At 63.9% G+C, this 19,824-nt stretch carries 21 protein-coding genes; 10 read left to right on the top strand and 11 right to left on the bottom strand.

Going from position 1 to position 19,824, the window contains the following annotated elements:
* Positions 1–26 precede the first annotated feature (26 nt).
* The 3 genes from AB7M16_RS35140 to AB7M16_RS35130 are packed head-to-tail and all read right to left on the bottom strand — an operon-like array spanning position 27 to position 1,494.
* A complete protein-coding gene (locus tag AB7M16_RS35140) occupies positions 27–665 on the bottom strand; it encodes a TerC family protein (protein WP_212257351.1) in 639 nt (212 codons plus the stop codon).
* Positions 662–1,024 carry a hypothetical protein gene (locus AB7M16_RS35135; RefSeq protein ID WP_172788074.1) on the bottom strand — a complete coding sequence of 121 codons (363 nt, stop codon included), beginning with the start codon at positions 1,022–1,024 and terminating at the stop codon, positions 662–664. The genes AB7M16_RS35140 and AB7M16_RS35135 overlap by 4 nt, the downstream gene beginning before the upstream one ends.
* Before the next feature lie 2 nt (positions 1,025–1,026).
* Complete coding sequence (locus AB7M16_RS35130) at positions 1,027–1,494, bottom strand: TerB family tellurite resistance protein (protein WP_453946773.1); 468 nt, start codon at positions 1,492–1,494, stop codon at positions 1,027–1,029.
* A 363-nt stretch (positions 1,495–1,857) separates the two neighbouring features.
* Between AB7M16_RS35130 and AB7M16_RS35125 the strand changes: the two genes are divergently transcribed.
* From AB7M16_RS35125 to AB7M16_RS35110, 4 genes are all read left to right on the top strand, one after another.
* On the top strand, positions 1,858–2,685 hold the full coding sequence (locus AB7M16_RS35125) for a class II glutamine amidotransferase (RefSeq protein WP_453946772.1): 828 nt from the start codon (positions 1,858–1,860) through the stop codon (positions 2,683–2,685).
* A 19-nt stretch (positions 2,686–2,704) separates the two neighbouring features.
* Positions 2,705–3,934, top strand: a complete 1,230-nt coding sequence (locus AB7M16_RS35120; RefSeq protein ID WP_260383251.1) for a carboxylate-amine ligase — start codon at positions 2,705–2,707, stop codon at positions 3,932–3,934.
* A 62-nt stretch (positions 3,935–3,996) separates the two neighbouring features.
* Positions 3,997–4,182 (top strand): hypothetical protein, encoded by a 186-nt coding sequence (locus tag AB7M16_RS35115; protein WP_453946771.1) that lies wholly within the window; start codon positions 3,997–3,999, stop codon positions 4,180–4,182.
* Positions 4,183–4,519: 337 nt separating this feature from the next.
* Positions 4,520–5,659, top strand: coding sequence for a hypothetical protein (locus AB7M16_RS35110; protein ID WP_453946770.1), 1,140 nt, complete (start codon positions 4,520–4,522; stop codon positions 5,657–5,659).
* Positions 5,660–5,661: 2 nt separating this feature from the next.
* On the opposite strand, the gene gor is transcribed toward AB7M16_RS35110, so the two are convergent.
* From gor to rpiA, 3 genes are read right to left on the bottom strand one after another with little or no spacing between them, the layout of a single operon-like run.
* A complete protein-coding gene (gene gor, locus AB7M16_RS35105) occupies positions 5,662–7,050 on the bottom strand; it encodes a glutathione-disulfide reductase (protein ID WP_212257345.1) in 1,389 nt (462 codons plus the stop codon).
* A 46-nt stretch (positions 7,051–7,096) separates the two neighbouring features.
* Positions 7,097–7,639, bottom strand: a complete 543-nt coding sequence (locus tag AB7M16_RS35100) for a DUF2059 domain-containing protein (RefSeq protein WP_172788067.1) — start codon at positions 7,637–7,639, stop codon at positions 7,097–7,099.
* Entirely contained in the window at positions 7,636–8,355 is a 720-nt protein-coding gene (rpiA, locus tag AB7M16_RS35095; RefSeq protein WP_172788066.1) for a ribose-5-phosphate isomerase RpiA, read from the bottom strand. Before rpiA ends, AB7M16_RS35100 begins: the two co-directional genes overlap by 4 nt.
* Before the next feature lie 169 nt (positions 8,356–8,524).
* Between rpiA and AB7M16_RS35090 the strand changes: the two genes are divergently transcribed.
* Positions 8,525–9,214 carry an HAD family hydrolase gene (locus AB7M16_RS35090; RefSeq protein WP_453946769.1) on the top strand — a complete coding sequence of 230 codons (690 nt, stop codon included), beginning with the start codon at positions 8,525–8,527 and terminating at the stop codon, positions 9,212–9,214.
* Between the two features lie 32 nt (positions 9,215–9,246).
* On the opposite strand, the gene AB7M16_RS35085 is transcribed toward AB7M16_RS35090, so the two are convergent.
* Positions 9,247–9,480 (bottom strand): hypothetical protein, encoded by a 234-nt coding sequence (locus AB7M16_RS35085; RefSeq protein ID WP_453946767.1) that lies wholly within the window; start codon positions 9,478–9,480, stop codon positions 9,247–9,249.
* Positions 9,481–9,642: 162 nt separating this feature from the next.
* Between AB7M16_RS35085 and moaA the strand changes: the two genes are divergently transcribed.
* The 4 genes from moaA to AB7M16_RS35065 all read left to right on the top strand — a co-directional run bounded on the left by moaA (position 9,643) and on the right by AB7M16_RS35065 (position 14,519).
* A complete protein-coding gene (gene moaA / locus AB7M16_RS35080) occupies positions 9,643–10,677 on the top strand; it encodes a GTP 3',8-cyclase MoaA (protein ID WP_172788063.1) in 1,035 nt (344 codons plus the stop codon).
* Positions 10,678–10,973: 296 nt separating this feature from the next.
* Positions 10,974–11,513 carry a TRAP transporter small permease subunit gene (locus AB7M16_RS35075; RefSeq protein WP_453946766.1) on the top strand — a complete coding sequence of 180 codons (540 nt, stop codon included), beginning with the start codon at positions 10,974–10,976 and terminating at the stop codon, positions 11,511–11,513.
* Entirely contained in the window at positions 11,510–13,111 is a 1,602-nt protein-coding gene (locus tag AB7M16_RS35070; protein ID WP_172788061.1) for a TRAP transporter large permease, read from the top strand. Before AB7M16_RS35075 ends, AB7M16_RS35070 begins: the two co-directional genes overlap by 4 nt.
* A 118-nt stretch (positions 13,112–13,229) precedes the next feature.
* Positions 13,230–14,519: a M20/M25/M40 family metallo-hydrolase gene (locus AB7M16_RS35065; protein WP_453946765.1), complete on the top strand. Its 1,290-nt coding sequence runs from the start codon at positions 13,230–13,232 to the stop codon at positions 14,517–14,519.
* A gap of 134 nt (positions 14,520–14,653) precedes the next feature.
* Here the strand turns inward: AB7M16_RS35065 and AB7M16_RS35060 are convergent, their stop codons facing one another.
* From AB7M16_RS35060 to AB7M16_RS35050, 3 genes are all read right to left on the bottom strand, one after another.
* Positions 14,654–16,045 carry an ATP-binding protein gene (locus tag AB7M16_RS35060; RefSeq protein WP_453947308.1) on the bottom strand — a complete coding sequence of 464 codons (1,392 nt, stop codon included), beginning with the start codon at positions 16,043–16,045 and terminating at the stop codon, positions 14,654–14,656.
* Positions 16,046–16,076: 31 nt separating this feature from the next.
* Positions 16,077–16,751 (bottom strand): response regulator, encoded by a 675-nt coding sequence (locus tag AB7M16_RS35055; RefSeq protein ID WP_172788058.1) that lies wholly within the window; start codon positions 16,749–16,751, stop codon positions 16,077–16,079.
* Between the two features lie 178 nt (positions 16,752–16,929).
* On the bottom strand, positions 16,930–17,493 hold the full coding sequence (locus AB7M16_RS35050; protein ID WP_453946763.1) for a MarR family winged helix-turn-helix transcriptional regulator: 564 nt from the start codon (positions 17,491–17,493) through the stop codon (positions 16,930–16,932).
* Between the two features lie 438 nt (positions 17,494–17,931).
* Here AB7M16_RS35050 and AB7M16_RS35045 point away from each other — a divergent pair, with 438 nt between their 5' ends.
* Positions 17,932–18,168: a hypothetical protein gene (locus AB7M16_RS35045; RefSeq protein ID WP_172788056.1), complete on the top strand. Its 237-nt coding sequence runs from the start codon at positions 17,932–17,934 to the stop codon at positions 18,166–18,168.
* A gap of 437 nt (positions 18,169–18,605) precedes the next feature.
* Here AB7M16_RS35045 and AB7M16_RS35040 read toward each other — a convergent pair whose 3' ends face one another.
* Positions 18,606–19,694, bottom strand: coding sequence for a TRAP transporter substrate-binding protein (locus AB7M16_RS35040; protein WP_172788055.1), 1,089 nt, complete (start codon positions 19,692–19,694; stop codon positions 18,606–18,608).
* Positions 19,695–19,824 lie beyond the last annotated feature (130 nt).

Genomic DNA, 19,824 nt, shown 5'->3' with positions numbered 1-19,824 from the left:
CTCCGGATGGCAGACAGGCATGCGTCTCAGAGACTCGCGATAACGGGCGCGAGCTCGAGGGAGCCCCGATAGATCATCTCGAAGGCGACGTAAATGATGATGGCAAGGCCGACATAGCCAACCCAGCGATGCTTCTGGAGCACGCGGCCGAGCAGATCGGCGGCGACGCCCATCATCGCGACCGACAGCAACAGGCCGAACACCAGAATGTAGGGATGCTCGCGCGCGGCACCCGCGACTGCGAGCACGTTGTCGAGCGACATCGAGACGTCGGCAGCGACGATCTGCACCGCTGCCTGGCCGAAGGTCTTTCGCTGCACGGGTGCAGCATCCGGGCCGCCGCCATGGCTGAACGCGAGTTGCCGCGAATGCGCGGATTGCTCGCGCAGCTCGCGCCACATCTTCCAGCATACCCAGAGCAGCAGCACGCCGCCGGCGAGCAGCAGGCCGATGACCTGCAGGAGCTGGGTTGCGACGCCGGCGAAGACGATGCGCAGCGCAGTGGCGGCGGCAATGCCGACGATGATGGCCCGGCGGCGCTGCCCGGCCGGCAGGCCCGCCGCGGCGAGACCGATGACGACAGCGTTGTCGCCGGCGAGCACGAGGTCGATCAGGATGACTTGGAACAGCGCGGTCAGCGCTTCGGGGGTGATAAATTCTGTCATGTTTGATCATTCTTCGATGCCGACGGATCGAGCCAATGCGGCTTGCGGCGCTCGATCCAGTCGAAGACCCTTGAACGGGAGGAGCGCAGCGCAGGCACATCCTCGGCGAGCAGCGCGAGGCCGAGCGGCAGCATCCAGACGCCGAGTACCGGCAGGAAGGCGAGCACACCGCCGACGACCAGCAGCGCGCCCGAGGGAATCCTGACCCAGCGGCTCGACGGCTTGAGCAGATATGTCACCGTGTCGGCCATGCGCGGCGGCAGGCGGTCGACGAGCTTGGCCAGGCGCGGGTCCCCACCGGCGATCTGGCCGGTGGTGCCCTCGGTTTGCCTGGCGCGCTCGTTCGAAACCGTGCTCATGCTTACTCCTTGGCGGCGGCCTGCAGCTTGGGACCCGCTGCACTTTCCAAGACAGGCTTGGCGCGCGGCAGCACCAGCGTCAGCAAGCGCAGCAATTTGATCGCCTGGACTTCGTGCGGATGCACGTCCTCGTCTGCGGCGGCAACGCGCTCCGACAGCTCCACCAGATGCGACGAGAGCGGCAGGTTCGAAACCGGCCGCAGCGTGTCGATCACGACATTGGCAAAATCCGGCTCATCGAGCCGCTCGGCCAGCTCGTCGAACATCGCACAGAGCCGTTCGTCGGCGATGTGCGGCGCCAGCTTGCGATCCCTGATGAAACGGATCACCTCGTCTCGTTCGACCGGCGAGACGCGCCGGTCGGCAACCGCAACCAGGGCGCCCACGATCACCAACGCGGCCGCGGCCTGCTCGTTCAGGCTGGACGGCTCCGTGATCTCGATCGGATTTGAGGTTATGGTGTCAGACATCATAGCTCCCTTTGCTTGCGAAATGGCCGCACGGAGCTGCGATGGAGACGAATGGTCGGAGAGAAGGAACAGGGGCCCGACAATCGGCCGATCCATCGCATTCGCGCGGGACAGGTCATCCGACATCACGAGGTTTGCCGACGTCTGTCGGCGTCCTCGCCAGAGGGGCCCGGATTCTTGTTCGCCTCAGAGATAAAGGTGGACCTGTCGGAATCAAGGCGATCCCGCTGCGACCAGCGGCCGCATCGAATTGGCGTTGCTGGTTTTGGTTAAGCAGTCCCTTGCATCGGGAACCATGCAGCCGTGACGCGTGTTGGTGCACCTCGCGACACGTCAATCGACGATCGACTGGCAGGAACCCGCATGTGCCGCTGGATCGCATACCGGGGCGAAACCACCTCGTTCGAGCCTTATGTCACCGAACCCGAGCATTCGCTGATTGCGCAGAGCATCCGCTCGCTTCAGTCCACGGCGGGCTCGAATGGCGACGGCTTTGGTCTCGGCTGGTATGGCGAGCACCCTGAGCCGGGCCTTTATCGCGAGACGCGCCCGGCGTGGTCGGATGAAAACCTGCGCTATCTCTGCCGGCATCTGCGCTCTCATCTGTTCTTCGCCCATGTGCGTGCCGCCACCGGCACAGCCGTGACGCGGCAGAATTGTCATCCCTTTGCCTGCGGACACCGGATGTTCATGCACAACGGATTCGTCGGCAGCTGGAATCGGCTGCGACGCAAGGTCGAGGCGCTGATTCCCGATGCCCATTACCCGTCCCGGCTGGGCACGACCGACTCCGAAGCCGTGTTCCTGGCGATGATGGGGGCCGGTCTCGAGCATGATCCACTCGGCGCGACGCAATCCGTGCTGCAATCCCTCGTCGGCTTGGTCAACGAAGGTGGGCTTCGCGAACGGCTGCGCTTTACCAGCGCGATCGCCAACGGCCGCGACCTCTATGCCTTTCGCGTCTCGGTCAACGATGCCGCCAACACGCTCTACTTCCGCGAGGACGGCGGGCAGGTCATCGTCGTCTCCGAGCCGTTCGACAAGGAATCGAGCTGGGCGGAAGTCCCGCCGAATCACGCCCTGATCGCGCGAGCGTCCGAAGCCGTCAAAATTGTTCCGTTCGATCCTGCAATTTCCAGTACATCGGGTGCGGAACCGGCCACAGTCAGACGGATTATCGCCCGCAGGTAAGTGACTGCGCCGGTGGCCAATGACATTTGCTTCAGACGTTTCAAAGCTGCTGCGCCTCACCCCCTCCGAGGACAGGCAGCACGTCGTCATCCGTTCTGCCGGCGGCGGCGGCAATCCGGCGGAATATTCCTTCGGCATCGAGGAGGAATACTTCCTCGCCGATCGCCGCAGCTTCGAGGTCGCGATCCACACGCCCAACGAGCTGTTCGAATCGGCAAACTGGTCGACCGGCGGCCAGGCCATGCGCGAGATGCTGCAATCGCAGCTCGAGGTCGCAACCAATGTTCATGTCGACGTGAACGACGCCCGCGAAGAGCTGCGCTTTCTGCGACGCGAGGTCGCAAACGTCGCTGCGCAATACGGCTTCGTGATCATGGCCTCCGGCACGCACCCGAGCGCGGTCTGGCGCATGTCCCAGCCCAGTCCGAAACCGCGCTACGAGGAGATGATCGAGGATCTGCGCAGCATCGGTCACCGCAACATGATGTGCGGCATGCATGTGCACGTGCAGTTGCCGGATCCCGAGAAGCGCATGGCGGTGATGCGGGCGATGCTGCCGCACCTGCCGTTGTTCATCGCGTTGTCGGCGTCCTCACCGTTCTGGAATTCGCACAAGACCGGATTGAAGGGCTACCGCCTCGCGGCCTATTCCGAGCTGCCGCGCACCGGCTTGCCCGAATTGTTCGAGGGCAAGCAGGATTTCGACGCCTATGTCGGCGCGTTGCAGCGCTCCGGCGTGATCCCGGACGAAAGCCACATCTGGTGGGCGATGCGTCCTTCCATGAAGCATCCGACCCTGGAGCTTCGCGCGCCCGACACCTGCACCTTCGTCGACGACGCGATTGCGATTGCCTCGCTCTACCGCTGCCTGACGCGGCATCTCTATCTGCGCCCTCAGCTGTCCCGGGAGGTCACCGCAGTCGAACGCGCGATTGCGGTCGAGAACAAATGGCGCGCCCAGCGCTATGGCACCGACTGCATCTTCGCCTCCAAGGACGGACCGGTGACGATCTCGGAGCTGCTCACTCGCCTGATCGACGATATTGCGGAGGATGCAGCCGCACTGAACTGCTCCGCCGAGATCGAGCATTGCCGAACCATCGTGGAGCGCGGCAGCTCGGCGGAATTCCAGCTTCGCGCCTATCGCGAAAGCGGCGACGACATCGCAGCCGTGTCACAATGGATTGCTACCTCGACGCTGTCCGGAACGAGCGCGCCTGTTCAACGCAGCGCTCCTGCGTCGTCATAGCGCCCGCGCAAGCTTCGGCGACGAAGTTGCCATTCCTGAATTTGCCGATCGTGGAGAAGCACATGAATCGCATCATATCCTGCACCGGCTGCGGCCATGCGCTTGTCCCGATGCTGACGGCCAAAGGCCGCGCCGAGCCGAGCTGCCTCTGGTGCGAAGGCTTCGATGCGCGCGCGTTGGACATGGCGAAATGGGCTGACAGCCCATCCGGCAAGCCCGCACCGACGCTCCGTCGATCATTCGACTGAGCCGCACCAGACGCTGAGCCGCCGGCGTTTGCCCGTCGCGGCTGCATGCACTTTTGCGGGACATGCCGACAAATTAGACAAGGCAAGCCGCCCCACCCGCCTTGCGGCACGCGCGGACGGGTAAGCCTGGCCAGCGGCACCTATCGTCTAACCCCAGGTGCAATCTCGATTATTTGCGCGCCGCATGCAGCCGGCGGGCCGACGCGCCGCATTGCGTTCTGACTGGCCTGAAATTCGCAAGACATCATCAAGCCAAGTCCCTGCCCCGCCACGGTTGAGGAGCGGCAAGTTACGTGCGCTCGGCTCCGGGATGAATGGCCTCAGATCGGAGAATGCCATGAACGTGCATGCTGCCGGAGATATGAAATTCACCGGTCTCACTCATCCGAACGGCGCCCGGCTGCGCCTCAACGATCAGGACTTCGTGGCGATCGATCGCGACAAGAATGCAAAATTCGAGGCGACCTACCGGCCGCAGGCCCTCTACAACCGCGCCAACGAAGGCTTCCACGCCAACAACGAAACCTTCCTCCTGCACGAGGTCGCGACCAATCTGCCGATCTATCGGCCCGACACCGGCCCCACCGATTTCCATCTGCATCTGCCGCCGGGCGGCTTTCAGCTCGTGCTGGTCACCTCGGGCGCGTTCACCTTCGACTATGACGGCCGCTGGTATAATGTCGGCCCGGGCGCGGTGATGCTGCAAAGCGCGATCGTGCATCGCCAGCTGTTCTACACCTGGTCGGGCCTGTCGACCGAAGAGAATTTGAAGACGCCGCAGACGGTGGTGCCCGATCCGATCTCGATGGGCTATTCCGGCAAATTCCTCGAAGCCTTCATCACCGATCCCACCACCTTTCCGAATCCGACCATTGTCGGTCCGGATCAGATCAACGAGGACGAAACGCCGCGCGTGGCCTGGAGCCATCCGCTGCATGACCGCCCGGCCGATGCCGGCTTCTGGCTTCAGGATCCCCTGGCGCTCGACGCGCTGTTCAAGCCGCTCACCGATGGTTCTGTCGGATCGGCGATGCCGGTCTACGTGCGCGATATCGGCATCGAGAGTCCGAGCGGGCATCTCGTCACCGGCCACATCATCGCGACCGACCCGCGTGGCCACGCACTGTTGCCGAAGAGCACGTCGGCCGCGGCGGACGCGACCTGTTTTGCGAAGGGCGAGGTCGTGATCTATCGCGTCATTCGCGGCACGGCCGAGTTCAAGAAAAAGTCCGGCGAGAGCTTTGAACTCTCCGCCGGCGACGTGGTGACGGCGGGCAAGGATTCCATCAGCCTCATCGGCGTCGGCGAAAACACCCAGGTCCTCCGCCTAGGCCTGCTCAAGGGCATGAACGAGCTGCGCAGCTGGACTCCGACCCAGCGCGACGAGATCGACGGCCTCGCCGGTCAGATCATCACGCAAAAGGACGTGCGTCCCCTGCGCACCGAAGGCAAGCCGGTCGGGTATTTGTATAGCTGAGGCTACTCCGCCGCCTGCCGCACGTGCCGTGCGGTCGGGGTGCGCATGGTGACGAGCTCTTCGGCGGCGGTCGGATGCAGCGCGATGGTCGCATCGAAATCGGCCTTGGTCGCCTTCATCTTCACCGCGATCGCGACGGCTTGCGTGATCTCGGCGGCGGCATCGCCGACGATGTGACAGCCGAGCACGCGGTCGGTCGCGCCGTCGACCACGAGCTTCATCAGCACGCGGGTGTCGCGGCCCGACATCGTCGCCTTGATGGGCCGGAACGTCGTCTTGTAGATGTCGACGTGGCTGAATTGCGCGCGCGCCTCGGTTTCCGTCAGGCCGACCGTGCCGACCTCCGGCTGCGAGAACACGGCCGTCGGAATGTTGGCGTGATCGACCTGCACCTCGCGCTTGCCGAATACGGTGTCGGCGAAAGCATGGCCCTCGCGGATCGCGACCGGCGTCAGGTTGAAGCGGTGGGTGACGTCGCCGATGGCATAGATGCTGTTGACCGAGCTCTTGGAAAAATGGTCGACCGCGATGCCGCCGTTCGCCGGATTGATGGCGACGCCGGCATTCTCCAGGCCGAGATTGGCGAGGTTCGGATGGCGGCCGATCGCGAACATCACCTGATCGGAGGCGAGGCTCGAGCCGTTCGACAGGTGCGTGGTGAAGTCCTCGCCGTGACGGTCGACCTTGGTCACGGTGCAGCCGGTGAGGATGGTGATGCCCTGCTTCTCCATCTCGGCGCGGACATGGGTCCGGACATCCTCGTCGAAGCCGCGCAGAATGTTGTCGCCGCGATAGATCACCGTGACGTCGGAGCCGAAGCCGGCGAAGATGCCGGCGAATTCCAGCGCGATATAGCCGCCGCCCTGGATCACGATCCGCTTCGGCAGCTTCTTCAGATGAAACGCCTCGTTGGAGGAGATCACGTGCTCGATGCCGGGGATCGCCGCGCCATGGTTGGGCGCGCCGCCGGTCGCGATCAGGATGTACTTCGCCGTGACCTTCTTGTCGTTCTCGAGCAGGCGGACGGTGTGCTTGTCCTCGATCACCGCGCGGCTCTTGACGATCTGCGCGCCTGATTTCTCGACATTGGCGGTGTAGGCCGCCTCCAGTCGCGCGATCTCCTTGTCCTTGTTGGCGATCAGCGTCGGCCAGTCGAAGCTCGCGGGCGGAACGGTCCAGCCGAAGCCGGCGGCGTCCTCGAGCTCCTGACGGACATGCGAGCCGATCACGAACAGCTTCTTCGGCACGCAGCCGCGGATCACGCAGGTGCCGCCCATGCGGTACTCTTCCGCGATCGTGACGCGGGCGCCGTAGCCGGCCGCGATGCGGGCGGCACGGACGCCGCCCGAGCCGCCACCGATGACGAAGAGGTCGACGTCGAATTCAGCCATTGTCCACTCCGACCCCTTTCAAGAAGCGCCTTTCAGATAGGTGCGCTCAGATCTCCTTGCCACGCTTGCGCATCTCGGCACGGAAGGCACCCATCACGGTTTCCGAGAAGCTCTGGGCCCAGCTGTTCATGAACGCCATGCTCTGCCCGATCGCGCGCGGCTCGGCATCGATCAGCTTCTTGCCCAACGGCGACTTGTAGAAAGTGACGAGGTCCTTCAGCTCCTGCTCGGTGAACTCGCTGGCATAGATCTGCGCCATGCCTTCGCCGATCTCGTTCTGGCGGCCGTTGAGCTGCTGGGCTACGATCGGGGCCACCTCGTTGAGGTCTTTCTGGTAATTCAGGTTCTGCTGGATCAGCGCGCCCTTGGTCTTCTCGACCATGCCCGGCACGGCGCCCGCATACATTCCGGCGGCGTTCTTGATCTGCAAGATCTCCTTGGCCGCCGCAATCGCCGCGGGCGAGGCCTTTGGCTGGGCCGGCGCCGCGGGAGCCTTCTGGCCCGCCTGCTGGGCCACGGCCGGGGCGGCCGAAACGGCCAATCCCGCAGCGAGAGCCGCAGCCGGCAAGAATTTCAACACGCTCTTCATTCCTGGTCTCCTTTCGGCTTGCGCCGTTCAATCACGCGAATTCCGTCGCCGCCCGCCAGGACGGCCGAGCTGGCCAAGCCGATGAACAGCCCGTGCTCGACCACGCCGGGAATGGCGCTCAACGCCTTGGCGAGACCGGGGGGATCCGCAATACGTCCGAGCTGGGCATCGACGATCCAGTGGCCGCCATCGGTGACGAAAACGTGGCCGTCCTTGGCCTTGCGGACCGCCATTTGCCCGGAAACGCCGCATTCGGCAAATGCCTTTTCGATCGCGCGGCGCGTCGCACCGAGCCCGAACGGGATGACCTCGACCGGCAGCGGAAACTTGCCGAGCGTCGGCACCCATTTGCTGTCGTCGGCAATCACGATCATGCGATCCGAGGCGGCCGCCACGATCTTCTCGCGCAAGAGCGCGCCGCCGCCGCCCTTGATCAGATTGAGCTCGGCATCGATCTCGTCGGCGCCGTCGATCGTGAGGTCGAGATGGTCGATCTCATCCAGCGTCGTCAGCTTCACGCCGCAGCGTTCCGCATCGGCGCGCGTCGCCTCGGAGGTCGGCACGCCGATCACCTTGAGCCCGGCGGCGACGCGCTCGCCGAGCAGCTCGACGAAATGCTTGGCGGTCGAGCCGGTGCCGAGCCCGAGCTGCATGCCGTCGCGCACCTCCTCCAGCGCACGCGCCGCAGCCTGCCGCTTCAACTGGTCCATGTTCACGTGCGCCTGCCTTGTGAAGTCTCGAAGGTGCGGCCGATTCCGGCCGCTTTCGGCGGCCTATGTAGCCTCGTTTTTCCCCGGAGAACAGGGTCTGGGAACTGGACTATAAGGTGATCTTATGGGTCCGCCCCTTGCGCGGATATGACCGGGCCGGTAGCGCTTGGGAATCATGACCTCCTTCAAGACGACTGCCCCGCACACCATCGTCTTCGATCTCGACGGCACGCTGGTGGATACGGCGCCCGACCTGATCACCGCCCTGAACTACGTGCTCGACCGCGAAGGCCTGCCGCCGGTGCCGATGGCCTCGGCCCGCAACATGATCGGCGCCGGCGCCCGCAAGCTGATCGAGCGAGGGCTGGAAGCGGAGGGCCGTACCGTCACGCCCGCGGACATGGACCGGATGACCGCCGGTTTCATCGCCTATTACGCCGACCATATCGCGGTGGAATCCCGCCCCTTCGAGGGGCTCGAGGCCGCGCTCGACCAGTTTTCGGCAGAAGGCCATCGCCTCGCAGTCTGCACCAACAAGCTGGAATGGCTGTCGAAGCGCCTGCTGGACCAGCTCGACCTCAGCCGCCGCTTCGCGGCGATCTGCGGCGCGGACACGTTTGGCGTCCAGAAGCCCGATCCGACCATCTTCCGCGAGACCGTGGCCCGCGCCGGCGGCGAGGTGAAGGCCAGCATCATGGTCGGCGACGCCGGAACCGATGTCGGCGTCGCCCGGCGCGCCGGCGTGCCCGTGATCGGGGTCAGCTTCGGCTACACCGACGTGCCGATCGCCGAGCTGAAGCCCGACCGGCTGATCCATCACATGCGCGACCTGCCCGCGGCCGCAATCAGCCTGATGAGCGCTTAACCCACGGCAAGCCGCTGATGTATTTGATATATTCACAGGATCACCGTCGCTTTCGCGCTTCCCAAGTACCAGCCGACCAGCGTGCCGGTGAACGTGATCAAGAATCCCGGCGATTTCACCACGCCCGCCTCGATCACCACCGTTCCGAACCCGGTGTTTGCGGAACTCCAGCCGGCCGTGCCGCCGAAGCCGGTTCGCAGGCCGCACCGGCCCAAGAATCCGAAGCCGAAACCGCAGCCGGCCGCGCCCGCCGCGGCGCCGGCCAATGCTGCACCCGCACCGAGCTCCCCTTCCCCGATCTGAATGGAGGCAAGTGCTGAGTTACGTATACCAACCGATTGTCCTAGCCGCGTCCGATGCTTAGATTGCTTCGACCGCACCTTTGAAGCAAAGGTGCGCCCGTCGCCGTAAGGGACAAGGCATTTGCTATGAACGGACTTCCTGCGAGCCCCCGCGCCGCGCTGTCGAGCGCGATGACCGATCCGTTCGGGCGGACCATCACCTACTTGCGCGTCTCCGTCACCGACCGCTGCGACCTGCGCTGCTTTTACTGCATGTCGGAAGACATGACGTTCCTGCCCAAGGCCGATCTCCTGACGCTCGAGGAACTCGATCGGCTTTGCACGGCCTTCATCGCCAAGGGCGTGAAGAAGCTGCGCCTCACCGGCGGCGAGCCCTTGGTCCGCCGCAACGTCATGACGCTGGTCCGCTCGCTGTCGCGGCACCTGTCGAGCGGCGCGTTGAACGAGCTGACGCTGACCACCAACGGCACCCAGCTTGCGAAGCACGCGCAGGAACTCGCCGATTGCGGCGTCCGCCGCATCAACGTCTCGCTCGACACGCTCGATCCGCAGAAGTTTCGCGAGATCACCCGCTGGGGCGAGATCGACAAGGTGCTGGAAGGCATCGAGGCCGCGCGCGCCGCGGGGCTTGCCGTCAAGATCAACGCCGTCGCGCTGAAGAACCTCAACGAGGACGAACTGCCCGAACTGATGCGCTGGGCCCACGGCAAGGGCATGGGCCTGACGCTGATCGAGGTGATGCCCATGGGCGAGATCGGCTCGGGCCGGATCGACCAATACCTGCCGCTGTCGCTGGTACGCGCCCGCCTCGCCCAGCAATTCACGCTGACGGATCTGGCCGAGAGCACCGGCGGACCGGCGCGCTATGTCAGCGTCGCCGAGACCGGCGGCAAGCTCGGCTTCATCACGCCGATGACCCACAATTTTTGCGAATCCTGCAACCGGGTGCGCATCACCTGCACGGGAACGCTGCACACCTGCCTCGGCCACGAGGATGCCTCGGACTTGCGCAAACCTCTGCGTGCATCCGGCGACGACCTGTTGCTTGCGGATGCGATCGACCGCGCCATCGGGCTGAAGCCCAAGGGTCATGATTTCATCATCGACCGCCGCCACGACCGCCCCAGCGTCTCCAGGCACATGAGCGTGACGGGCGGCTGAAAGCGTGCCCCGCGCCTCGCTAACCTAAGCTTTTGACGGCGCGTCAATTTGTCCATTTTCCGATTGACGGCACGCCAAGCCGCTGGTTTGGTGCGACCGCCTTTGCTTGCCCGGCAACATAAGCCGGCCCGCCCGTCGGCGGTCGCGGTCAAGACGGCAAGGCGCGAGGGGAGGACTGACGCTGCAATCGCTTCGGAATATGATCCGTGCGGTCGTGTGCTTTTTCTGCATGCGAGCCGAGCGATGCATGTTGAAGCCTGCCGTGAAGTATTAGGCCGCGACGGAGAGAGAGTAAGATGCGTCCATTGCTGGCGCTGAGTAACGCCATCGACACCCTCAACGAGAAAATTGGGTACGTCTGTAACCTGCTCGTGCTCCTGGCATGCCTGGTCAGCGCGGCCAACGCCATGATCCGCTACGCCTTCAACGACTCCTCGAACGGCTGGCTGGAGCTGCAATGGTACATGTTCGCCATTCTCGTGATGTTCGGCTCGGCCTACACCTTCAAGCGCAATGAGCATGTGCGGGTCGAGATCTTCTATCTGACCCTGTCCGAGCGCGGCCAGCTCTGGCTCGACATGATCGGCACCCTGTTCTTTCTCATTCCCTCCTGTCTGCTGCTTGCCTATCTGTCCTGGCCGTTCTTCATGCAGGCCTATAGCGTCGGCGAGATGTCGGCCAATGCCGGCGGCCTCATCCGCTGGCCGATCAAGTTCGTGATCCCCGCCGGCTTCGTGATGCTGGCGATCCAGGGTATTTCCGAGGTCATCAAGCGTATCGCGGCTCTCCAGGGCTATGTGACGATCGACGCCAAGTACGAGAGGCCGACCCAATGATTACGCTGGAGATGATGCCGCCGCTGATGTTCGGCGGCCTGGTTCTGGCGATGCTGATCGGCTTCCCCGTGGCATTCACGCTCGCCGCGGTCGGTCTCTCCTTCGGCTTCCTCGCCATCCATCTGGGCTTCTTCGACCTCAACTTCCTCCAGGCCATTCCCGGCCGCGTGTTCGGCAGCGTGCTCTCCAACGAGCTCCTGCTCGCGATCCCGTTCTTCACGTTCATGGGCGCCATATTGGAGAGATGCGGCCTCGCCGAAGATATGCTGGATTCGATGGGCCAGTTGTTCGGCCCGGTCCGCGGCGGCCTCGGCTATTCCGTGATCATCGTCGGCTTCATCCTCGGCGCCATCACCGGCACGGTGGCGGCGCAGGTGATCGCCATGGCGCTGATCTCGATGCCGGTGATGATCCGCTACGGCTATAACATGCGCTACATCACCGGCGTGTTGGCGGCGTCCGGCACCATCACGCAGCTGGTGCCGCCCTCTCTGGTGTTGATCGTGCTCGCCGACCAGCTCGGCAAGTCGGTCGGCGACATGTATCTCGGCGCCTGGGGCCCCTCGGTGTTTCAGATCGTTCTGTTCGCCGGCTACACCTTCGTCCTCGGCCTGATCAAGCCGAGCCATGTGCCGGCGGTGCCGCTGGAGGCGCGCACGCTGACCGGCTGGGCGCTGTGGAAGAAGTGCCTGATGGGCATCATCCCCTCGGCCGTGCTGATCTTCGTCGTGCTCGGCACCATGATGATGGGTCTGGCGACGCCGACGGAAGCCGGCGCGATGGGCGCCGTCGGCGCCATCGTGCTCGCCGCGATCCACCACAAGGACTTCTCCTCGACCGACAACAAGATCTTGATCATCGGCGTGATCGCGGCCGGCATCGGCACCATCGTCGCGATCCTGTTCAGCGAGAATCTGATCTTCAAGATCGCCTTCGCGCTGACCTATCTGGCAATCGTGTGGATCTGCATTCGGGCCGCGCGCATCCCCGACCTGCGCGACCTGATCACGCAGGGCTACCAGTCCACCATGCGCCTCACCTGCATGGTCACCTTCATCCTGATCGGGTCGACCTGCTTCTCGGTGGTATTTCTCGGCGTCTCCGGCGGCGTCTGGCTCGAGCATCTCCTGACCTCGCTGCCCGGCGGCGTCTGGGGCTTCCTGATCTTCATCAATCTCTTCATCTTCTTCCTGGCGTTCTTCCTCGACTTCTTCGAGATCGCCTTCATCATCCTGCCGATGATCGCGCCGATCGCGCAGAAGATCCTCGCGCCGGTGGTGGGACCGGACGCCGCGCTGATCTGGTTCGGCGTGATGATCTGCGTCAACATGCAGACTTCGTTCCTGCATCCGCCGTTCGGCTTCGCGCTTTTCTACCTGCGCGGGGTCGCGCCGAAGGAAGTGAAGAGCTCCGACATCTACTGGGGCGCCGTGCCCTGGATCGGCTTGCAGATGATCATGGTGCTGCTGGTGATCATCTTCCCGTCCGTGGTGACGGGCCTGCTCGACAAGCCGCTCAACGTCGATCTCGACAAGGTCAAGATCGAGGTGCCGCAGATCGAGCTGCCGCCGCTGGATCTCGGCCCGCCGCAGAAGTAGCGGGAACGAGGCTCGTCGTCATGCTCCGCTGAAGCGGCGCATGACACGCCTCGGCGCGTGACAAGCACCGGAATCGGAGGCATACCGGGCCGTCCCCAACCTCCATGGATGGCCGCGCATGCCCCGATCGCACCCTGTTCCCTCGCTCGTCGCTCCGTTGCTTGCTTCACTCTGGCTGGCAGGTGCCGCAACGATGGTGCATGCCGAGCCGATCGCCGACGTCCAGATGCTGGCGCAAAAGGAGCAGCAGCCGCTGCTCGACACGCTGCGCGATCTCGTCAATATCGAATCCGGCAGCAAGGACCTCGAAGGCCTGAACCAGATCGCCGAGCGCATTGCCGGTCAGCTCAAGCAGCTCGGCGGCACGGTGGAGATCCTGCAATCCACCGACATCTATCGCCTCGACGACACCCCTGAGAAGATCGGACCGGCCGTCCACGCCGTGTTCAAGGGCACGGGGACCAGGAAGATCATGCTGATTGCCCACATGGACACGGTGTACCTGAAGGGCATGCTGAAGGACCAGCCGTTCCGCCTTGACGGCGACAAGGCTTACGGCCTCGGCATCGCCGACGACAAGCAGGGCGTCGCGCTCATTCTCCATACCGTGGCATTGCTGCAGAAGCTGAACTTCAGGGATTACGGCACGCTCACGGTGCTCACGAACGGCGACGAGGAGATCTCCTCGCCCGGCTGGCGCAGCACCATCACCAAGCTCGCATCGGACCAGGACGTGGTGTTCTCGTTCGAGGGCGGCGGCACCGACGGCACGCTGCGCCTCGCCACCAGCGGCATCGGCTCGGCCTATCTCAGCGTGCAGGGCAAGTCGTCACATGCCGGCGCACGGCCGGAGGGCGGCGTGAATGCGCTGTACGAGCTCTCGCACCAGGTGTTGCAGATGAAGGACTTGTCCAAGCCCGAGCAGGGCCTGAAGCTGAACTGGACGGTGTCCAAGTCCGGCACCAACCGCAACGTGATCCCTGCCGAGGCCACCGCCCAGGCCGACGCACGCGCGCTCAAGGTGTCCGACTTCGACGAGCTGCAAAAGGCGCTGCAGGACAAGATCAAGAATCGCCTGCTGCCCGATTCCAGGGTCGACCTGAAATTCGAGGTGCGCCGCCCGCCGCTCGAAGCCAGCGAGGCCTCTCGCCGCGTGGCGGCCCATGGCAAGACGATCTATGGGGAGATCGGACTATCCCTCAAGGTCGACGAGAAGGCGACCGGCGGCGGCACCGACGCGGCTTTTGCCGCGCTGCAGTCCAAAGGAGCCGTGGTGGAAGGCATGGGCCTGTCGGGCTTCGGCGCGCACTCCAACGATGCCGAATATGTGCAGGTCAACAGCATCGTGCCGCGGCTCTATCTGGCGACGCGCATGATCATGGACCTGTCCACGGGCAAGCTGAAATAGCGGCTGCGCTTCTTTCCTTCTCCCCCTTGTGGGAGAAGGTGGCGCGAACGCAGTTCGCGCCGGATGAGGGGTCTCTCTCCGCGCATTCAATCGAGAGTGAGACTCGCGGAGAGAACCCCTCACCCGTCTCGCCGCTAACGCGGCGCGCCACCCTCTCCCACAAGGGGAGAGGGTGCAGCGTCACTGCCGCGCCAGTTCTTCTCAACAGGCTTTGGCGCATCCGCCAGCCGAAACCGCAGCGTGAACTCTGCACCGCCGCCGGGGAGGTTCTCCACCGCGACCGTGGCGGCGTGATCATCGGCCACGGCGCGCACGATCGAGAGGCCCAGTCCCGCGCCGTCGCTGCGCCGGCGATCGGCGCGCCAGAAGCGCTGGAAGATCAGATCGCGCTCAGCCTCCGCGACCCCGGGACCGCAATCGCGCACGTGCACCGAGCCGTCCTCGCCCACCTCGACGTCGACCGCGGTGTCCGTTGCGGTGAACTTGATGGCGTTTTCGGCGAGGTTGAAAACCGCGCGCTGCAGCATCTCCGAATTGCCGTGGATCAGCACCGGCGCATGAGTGCCCTTCAGCGCGATGTCCTTGCGTTGCGCGATCGCGAACGGGGCGATCGAGCCGACCACCTCGGCACAGACGGCGCGCAAATCCGCGGTCTCCCCGGGATCGAGCACCAGGGTGTCGAGCTCGGCGATCTCCAGCAGCTGGGCGACGATCCGGCTCATGGCCTCGATGTCGGCATGCAGCGCCTGCCGTTCGGCGCCGTCGCCGAGCGTCTCGATCCGCGTGCGCAGGATCGCGAGCGGCGTGCGCAATTGATGCGCGGCATCCGCCGTGAATTGCCGCTGCACGCGAAAGCCGCCCTCGAGGCGGTCGAGCGCCTGGTTCACGGCGGTGACGAGCGGCACGATCTCGCGCGGAATCCGCGCGGTCGGCAGCCGGATGTCGGTGCGCGCCGGGCCGATATTGCTGGCCTCCTGCGATGCCTTCCACAGCGGCGCGATGGCGCGGCGGAAGATGATGATGTCGGTGGCAAGCAGGACCAGGAGGATGGGAATGGTGATCCACCCGACCCGCCGGAAGAAGTTCGAGACGATGTCGTCGATGATGACGTCGCGGTGCGCGAGGTCCTCGGCAACCTGGATGCGCACCGTCTTGCCGGCAATATCCCGGCTGACGCCCGCGCCCGAGATGGTCTCGGAAAAACGTGGCGCCGCCGCCGCGGCGGTGCGCCGGTGCGAGGAGAACAGCAACCGGCCGTCGGAATCGCGAATGTCGAACTGATAGCGGCCGTAAGCGTCCGAATAGAGCCCCTTGAGGCTGTCGGGCAGGTTGAAGGTCAACGTGCCATCCGGCTGCGCGACGATGCGCTCCGCCAGCACCTCGGCTTGCGCGCGCATGGCATCGCGATGCAGCTGGTCGATCTCGGAGTTGAGCAGCCAGAACAACACCAGCGGCAGGAAGATCGCGACCACCGCGACCGCGACGATGTGCAGGAACACGATGCGCGAGATCAGCGATTTGAACATCAGCGATCCGGCACGGCCCGCGGCGGGCACGCTATTTCTCCTCGGTCATGAGATAGCCGACGCCACGGATGGTGTGGATCACGACCTTGGCGCCGTGCTCGGCCAGCTGCTTGCGCAGCCGCGACACATAGACCTCGATCGCGTTGGAGGCGACTTCGCCTTCGAGACCGAAGATGTGGTCCTCGACGTTCTTCTTCGGTACCACCCGCCCCTGCCGGCGCAGCAGGATCTCGAGCACCGAGGTCTCGCGCGCGGAGATGATCCGCGGCTGGTCGTCGACGAAGATCTGACGGCTCTCGGTGTCGTAGACGAGGTTGGCGAGACTGAGCGAACGGCCGAGCAACTGGCCGGGACGGCGCAGGATGGCCTCCAGTCGCGCCACCAGCTCCTCCATCGCGAACGGCTTTACGAGATAGTCGTCGGCACCGCTACGCAGGCCGCTGACACGGTCCTGCACCCCGCCGCGCGCGGTCAGCACCAGCACCGGCAGCGGCTCCATCTTGAGGCGCAGCTCGCGCAGCACCGACAGGCCGTCACCGTCGGGCAGGCCGAGGTCGAGGATCATCGCAGCGTAGCTCACGCTGCTCACCGCCTCGCGCGCCTCGGCTGCGCTGCCCACGATGTCGCTCTCATAGCCGGCCGTTGCCAGCCCGCCGGCAACGAGCCGCGACAGCTCGGCATTGTCCTCGACGATCAGAAGGCGCATCCTAGTCCCGACGAATACCCAAGGTCACCGCACAGCATCTTCGCTCTCTTCCACCATTCCGGCCACCTCGGCCAGCGAAAAGTGCCCGACCAGGCTGGCCGCCTGTCAGGTTCGTGTAAGACAATCAACGCCGGGGCAATCCATCCTGCCTGACAGGCACCGTGAGCACCTGAGCTTTCTAGCTCCGCCCCTCGAAATAGGTGCACAGCAAGGTCGTCTCCTTCTCCCTGATGGGTTTTCGAAAGAGCCGGCACTTGAAGCTACGCTCCTTCCCCGCTTCGCTCTCGATCAGGAACACGCATTGGCTGCAAACGTCGGCACGGTGACGGCGCTTGCCAGCATCGAGCCCATCCAGAACGTGGCGAAGCGTATCGCGCAACCGCGATCGATCGGGGAGTTCGAGGGACACGAGTTGATCCCGCAGGGCGTTGATGGGGTCACGCTCCAGGAACCTCTCCCCTTCACCTGTGATGCACAGCGCAATCGAGCGCTTGTCCTCTGCTGATGGTTTGCGGACCATCAATCCCTTGCTCTGCAGCACGGCGGCGATCTGCGATGCGACGCTGCGGGTCGTGCCAAGGAAGCTCGCAAGAGCAGTCGGCGTCCGCGAAAACCTGTTTGCGCGGGCGAGAAACCGCAACGCCATCCATTCCCGATCGCTCAGACCCGATAAAGTCTCTTCAAAGAGCCAGGTGTCGGCCGATTGTATCAGCAGTTGTACGATTTCAATTGCCAGTCTCATTGAGAGATCCCACGGGAAACGGCCGCCCTGGCACCTCGATCAACGATCGAACGCCGCCGTGTTCGGTGAAAGGTGCATTCCCGTCGGGACTGGTTGAATCCGGTATACCGTACCGTGAAGCCGGAGGTTCGAAACACACCGCAAGCGACTTCAGCCCGATTGCCAGATTCCGATAGCCTGATCGTTCCGTAAAAGGAACACCGAAAAACTACCTACCACGCTTACCTAGAGATGCTGGGCGCAAAGTCTCCAGCGTTCGAGAACATGAGTAGCCGTGTCGGGGCTGAAGACCCGAGGCTGAAGAGGCTTTCCGCGACGATTTCATGGGCAATTGTGACGCGCCCGCCTCTTGTCAGCTTCGTGTAAGTCGATCAGATGTGTTCTGGTGATTTGGGCGAAACCAGCAGAATTCAGCCTCAGGGCGAAAGGATGAGCTTCATGAGCAAACCGTTGAAAACGGAGAGCGAGCTGATTGCAATGGCCAAAGCCGAGTTGAAAGTTCACGCCGACTGTCCGGACGCAATGACGATTTCCATCATTCGCGATGGCAGCTCCTGGGAGTTTCGAGCCAGCGCAGATCAGGCCACGGCGGATCGGCCGGGTTATCCGGAATGTGTGGCCATGCTGGTTCAGATCGGCGATCATCTCAGCAAGCAGTACGACGTCAAGGGTTAGATCCCCGTCACGCTTCGCGCATGCGCGTGTCGGCTTCACAACGTGCGTTCAAGCACCATCGTCGGACCGGCCGCGAACGCACCCGATGGAGAGGATGACGAGGATTGCGCCGAACATGAAAGGATTCCTGGAGCGGCCTAAGATGTGATGGGTCGGCAGCTCATCGGGATCGAATCTCATTTGATCCCGTGGGCTCGCACCGCCGCAATTCGGATTTTTCGATCATAAGTTTCTACCATTGTTTTGCCCGACGTATCAAGCCCTTTCGGCAATTCAGCAAAATCTCGCGCTGAGCCGCCAAGCCATTGATAAACCTGTCCCCGTCTACTGTGCATGGGGTTGTTTTGCAGGTTTTTGTTTGGACGCCCTTCGGAGGCTTGTAACGGCAGCGCCCCGGAGCCATCGCTCCGGGGCGCTGCATGCGACGGACAGCGTGATCAGCTCTGCGACCGCCGCGCCATGAAGATGTCGTAGCCGACCTCGGCCACCTGGAACCAGGCGTAGCCGTCGCTCGTGAACTTGGCGAGCGAGTCGTGCACCTTCTTGAAGTTGGCGTTGGTCGCGCCGACTTCGGCGTGCAGCTCCTTGGCGGCCTTGTAGCAGGCATCCATGATCGCCGGCGAGAAGGCGTGCAGCTTGGTGCCGCCCGCCAGCAGCTTTCTCAGCGCCAGCGGATTGGCGTTGTCGTAGCGCGCCATCATGTAGTTGTTGGCGTAGTGGCCGGCCTGCTCCAGCACGCTCTGATAATATTTCGGCAGCGCGTTCCATTTTTCGAGGTTGACGAAGGCCATCAGCATCGGTCCGCCTTCCCACCAGCCGGGATAGTAATAGTGCGGCGCGATCTTGTAGAAGCCGAGCTTCTCGTCGTCATAGGGGCCGACCCATTCGGCGGCGTCGATCGTGCCCTTCTCCAGCGCCGGATAGATGTCGCCGCCGGCGAGCTGCTGCGGCACCACGCCGAGCTTCTGGAGCACGCGGCCGGTGAAGCCGCCGATGCGGAATTTCATGCCCTTGAGATCCTCGGGCGTGTTGACCTCCTTCCTGAACCACCCGCCCATCTGGCAGCCGGTATTGCCCGCGAGCAGCGAGATGACGTTGTAGCTCTTGTAGAACTCGTTGAGCACATCGCGGCCGCCGCCCTGCATGTACCAGGCCTGGTTGATGCGCATGTTGGGACCGAACGGCACGGCCGAGCCGAAGGTGAAGGTCGGGTCCTTGCCGAAGTAATAGTACGACGCGGTGTGGCCGATCTCGCATGTGCCGTTCTGCACGGCATCGAGCACCTGGAGGCCGGGCACGATTTCGCCGGCCGCGAAGATCTGGATCTGGAATTTGTTGTCGGTCGCCTCCGCGACCATTTTGCACATCATGTCGGCGCCGCCAAACAAGGTGTCGAGCGATTTCGGCCAGCTCGTCGGCATGCGCCATTTGATTTCCGGCATCGACTGCGCGATCGCGGGAGCCGCGAGCGTGGCGGCGCCGGCCGCACCAAGTCCTGTGACCTTGATGAAGTCTCTTCTCTTCATGATTTCCTGCCCTGATGGATCTGATTGTGGAGCCTTCTTTCCGAGGCTTGCCGACAGAATGGAACATCACGGGACCGAATGCCATCCCGATCGCACTGCGGCAAAGAAAAAGCCCGGCCTCGCGAGCGAG

The organism is Bradyrhizobium sp. USDA 372, from assembly GCF_053629095.1.
The sequence above is the reverse complement of the archived record's forward strand: the minus strand, read 5'-3'. Positions and strand labels throughout refer to the sequence as shown.

Bases quoted from the DNA above. Each gene is read 5' to 3' on its own strand.
- AB7M16_RS35060 (WP_453947308.1), bottom strand. From the start codon at position 16,045: ATGTTCAAATCGCTGATCTCGCGCATCGTGTTCCTGCACATCGTCGCG.
- AB7M16_RS35070 (WP_172788061.1), top strand. From the start codon at position 11,510: ATGATTACGCTGGAGATGATGCCGCCGCTGATGTTCGGCGGCCTGGTT.
- AB7M16_RS35050 (WP_453946763.1), bottom strand. From the start codon at position 17,493: ATGAGACTGGCAATTGAAATCGTACAACTGCTGATACAATCGGCCGAC.
- AB7M16_RS35135 (WP_172788074.1), bottom strand. From the start codon at position 1,024: ATGAGCACGGTTTCGAACGAGCGCGCCAGGCAAACCGAGGGCACCACC.
- AB7M16_RS35040 (WP_172788055.1), bottom strand. From the start codon at position 19,694: ATGAAGAGAAGAGACTTCATCAAGGTCACAGGACTTGGTGCGGCCGGC.
- AB7M16_RS35115 (WP_453946771.1), top strand. From the start codon at position 3,997: ATGAATCGCATCATATCCTGCACCGGCTGCGGCCATGCGCTTGTCCCG.
- gor (WP_212257345.1), bottom strand. From the start codon at position 7,050: ATGGCTGAATTCGACGTCGACCTCTTCGTCATCGGTGGCGGCTCGGGC.
- AB7M16_RS35130 (WP_453946773.1), bottom strand. From the start codon at position 1,494: ATGTCTGACACCATAACCTCAAATCCGATCGAGATCACGGAGCCGTCC.
- AB7M16_RS35045 (WP_172788056.1), top strand. From the start codon at position 17,932: ATGAGCAAACCGTTGAAAACGGAGAGCGAGCTGATTGCAATGGCCAAA.
- moaA (WP_172788063.1), top strand. From the start codon at position 9,643: ATGAACGGACTTCCTGCGAGCCCCCGCGCCGCGCTGTCGAGCGCGATG.
- AB7M16_RS35110 (WP_453946770.1), top strand. From the start codon at position 4,520: ATGAACGTGCATGCTGCCGGAGATATGAAATTCACCGGTCTCACTCAT.
- AB7M16_RS35090 (WP_453946769.1), top strand. From the start codon at position 8,525: ATGACCTCCTTCAAGACGACTGCCCCGCACACCATCGTCTTCGATCTC.
- AB7M16_RS35075 (WP_453946766.1), top strand. From the start codon at position 10,974: ATGCGTCCATTGCTGGCGCTGAGTAACGCCATCGACACCCTCAACGAG.
- AB7M16_RS35055 (WP_172788058.1), bottom strand. From the start codon at position 16,751: ATGCGCCTTCTGATCGTCGAGGACAATGCCGAGCTGTCGCGGCTCGTT.
- AB7M16_RS35140 (WP_212257351.1), bottom strand. From the start codon at position 665: ATGACAGAATTTATCACCCCCGAAGCGCTGACCGCGCTGTTCCAAGTC.
- AB7M16_RS35065 (WP_453946765.1), top strand. From the start codon at position 13,230: ATGCCCCGATCGCACCCTGTTCCCTCGCTCGTCGCTCCGTTGCTTGCT.
- AB7M16_RS35125 (WP_453946772.1), top strand. From the start codon at position 1,858: ATGTGCCGCTGGATCGCATACCGGGGCGAAACCACCTCGTTCGAGCCT.
- AB7M16_RS35120 (WP_260383251.1), top strand. From the start codon at position 2,705: ATGACATTTGCTTCAGACGTTTCAAAGCTGCTGCGCCTCACCCCCTCC.
- AB7M16_RS35100 (WP_172788067.1), bottom strand. From the start codon at position 7,639: ATGAAGAGCGTGTTGAAATTCTTGCCGGCTGCGGCTCTCGCTGCGGGA.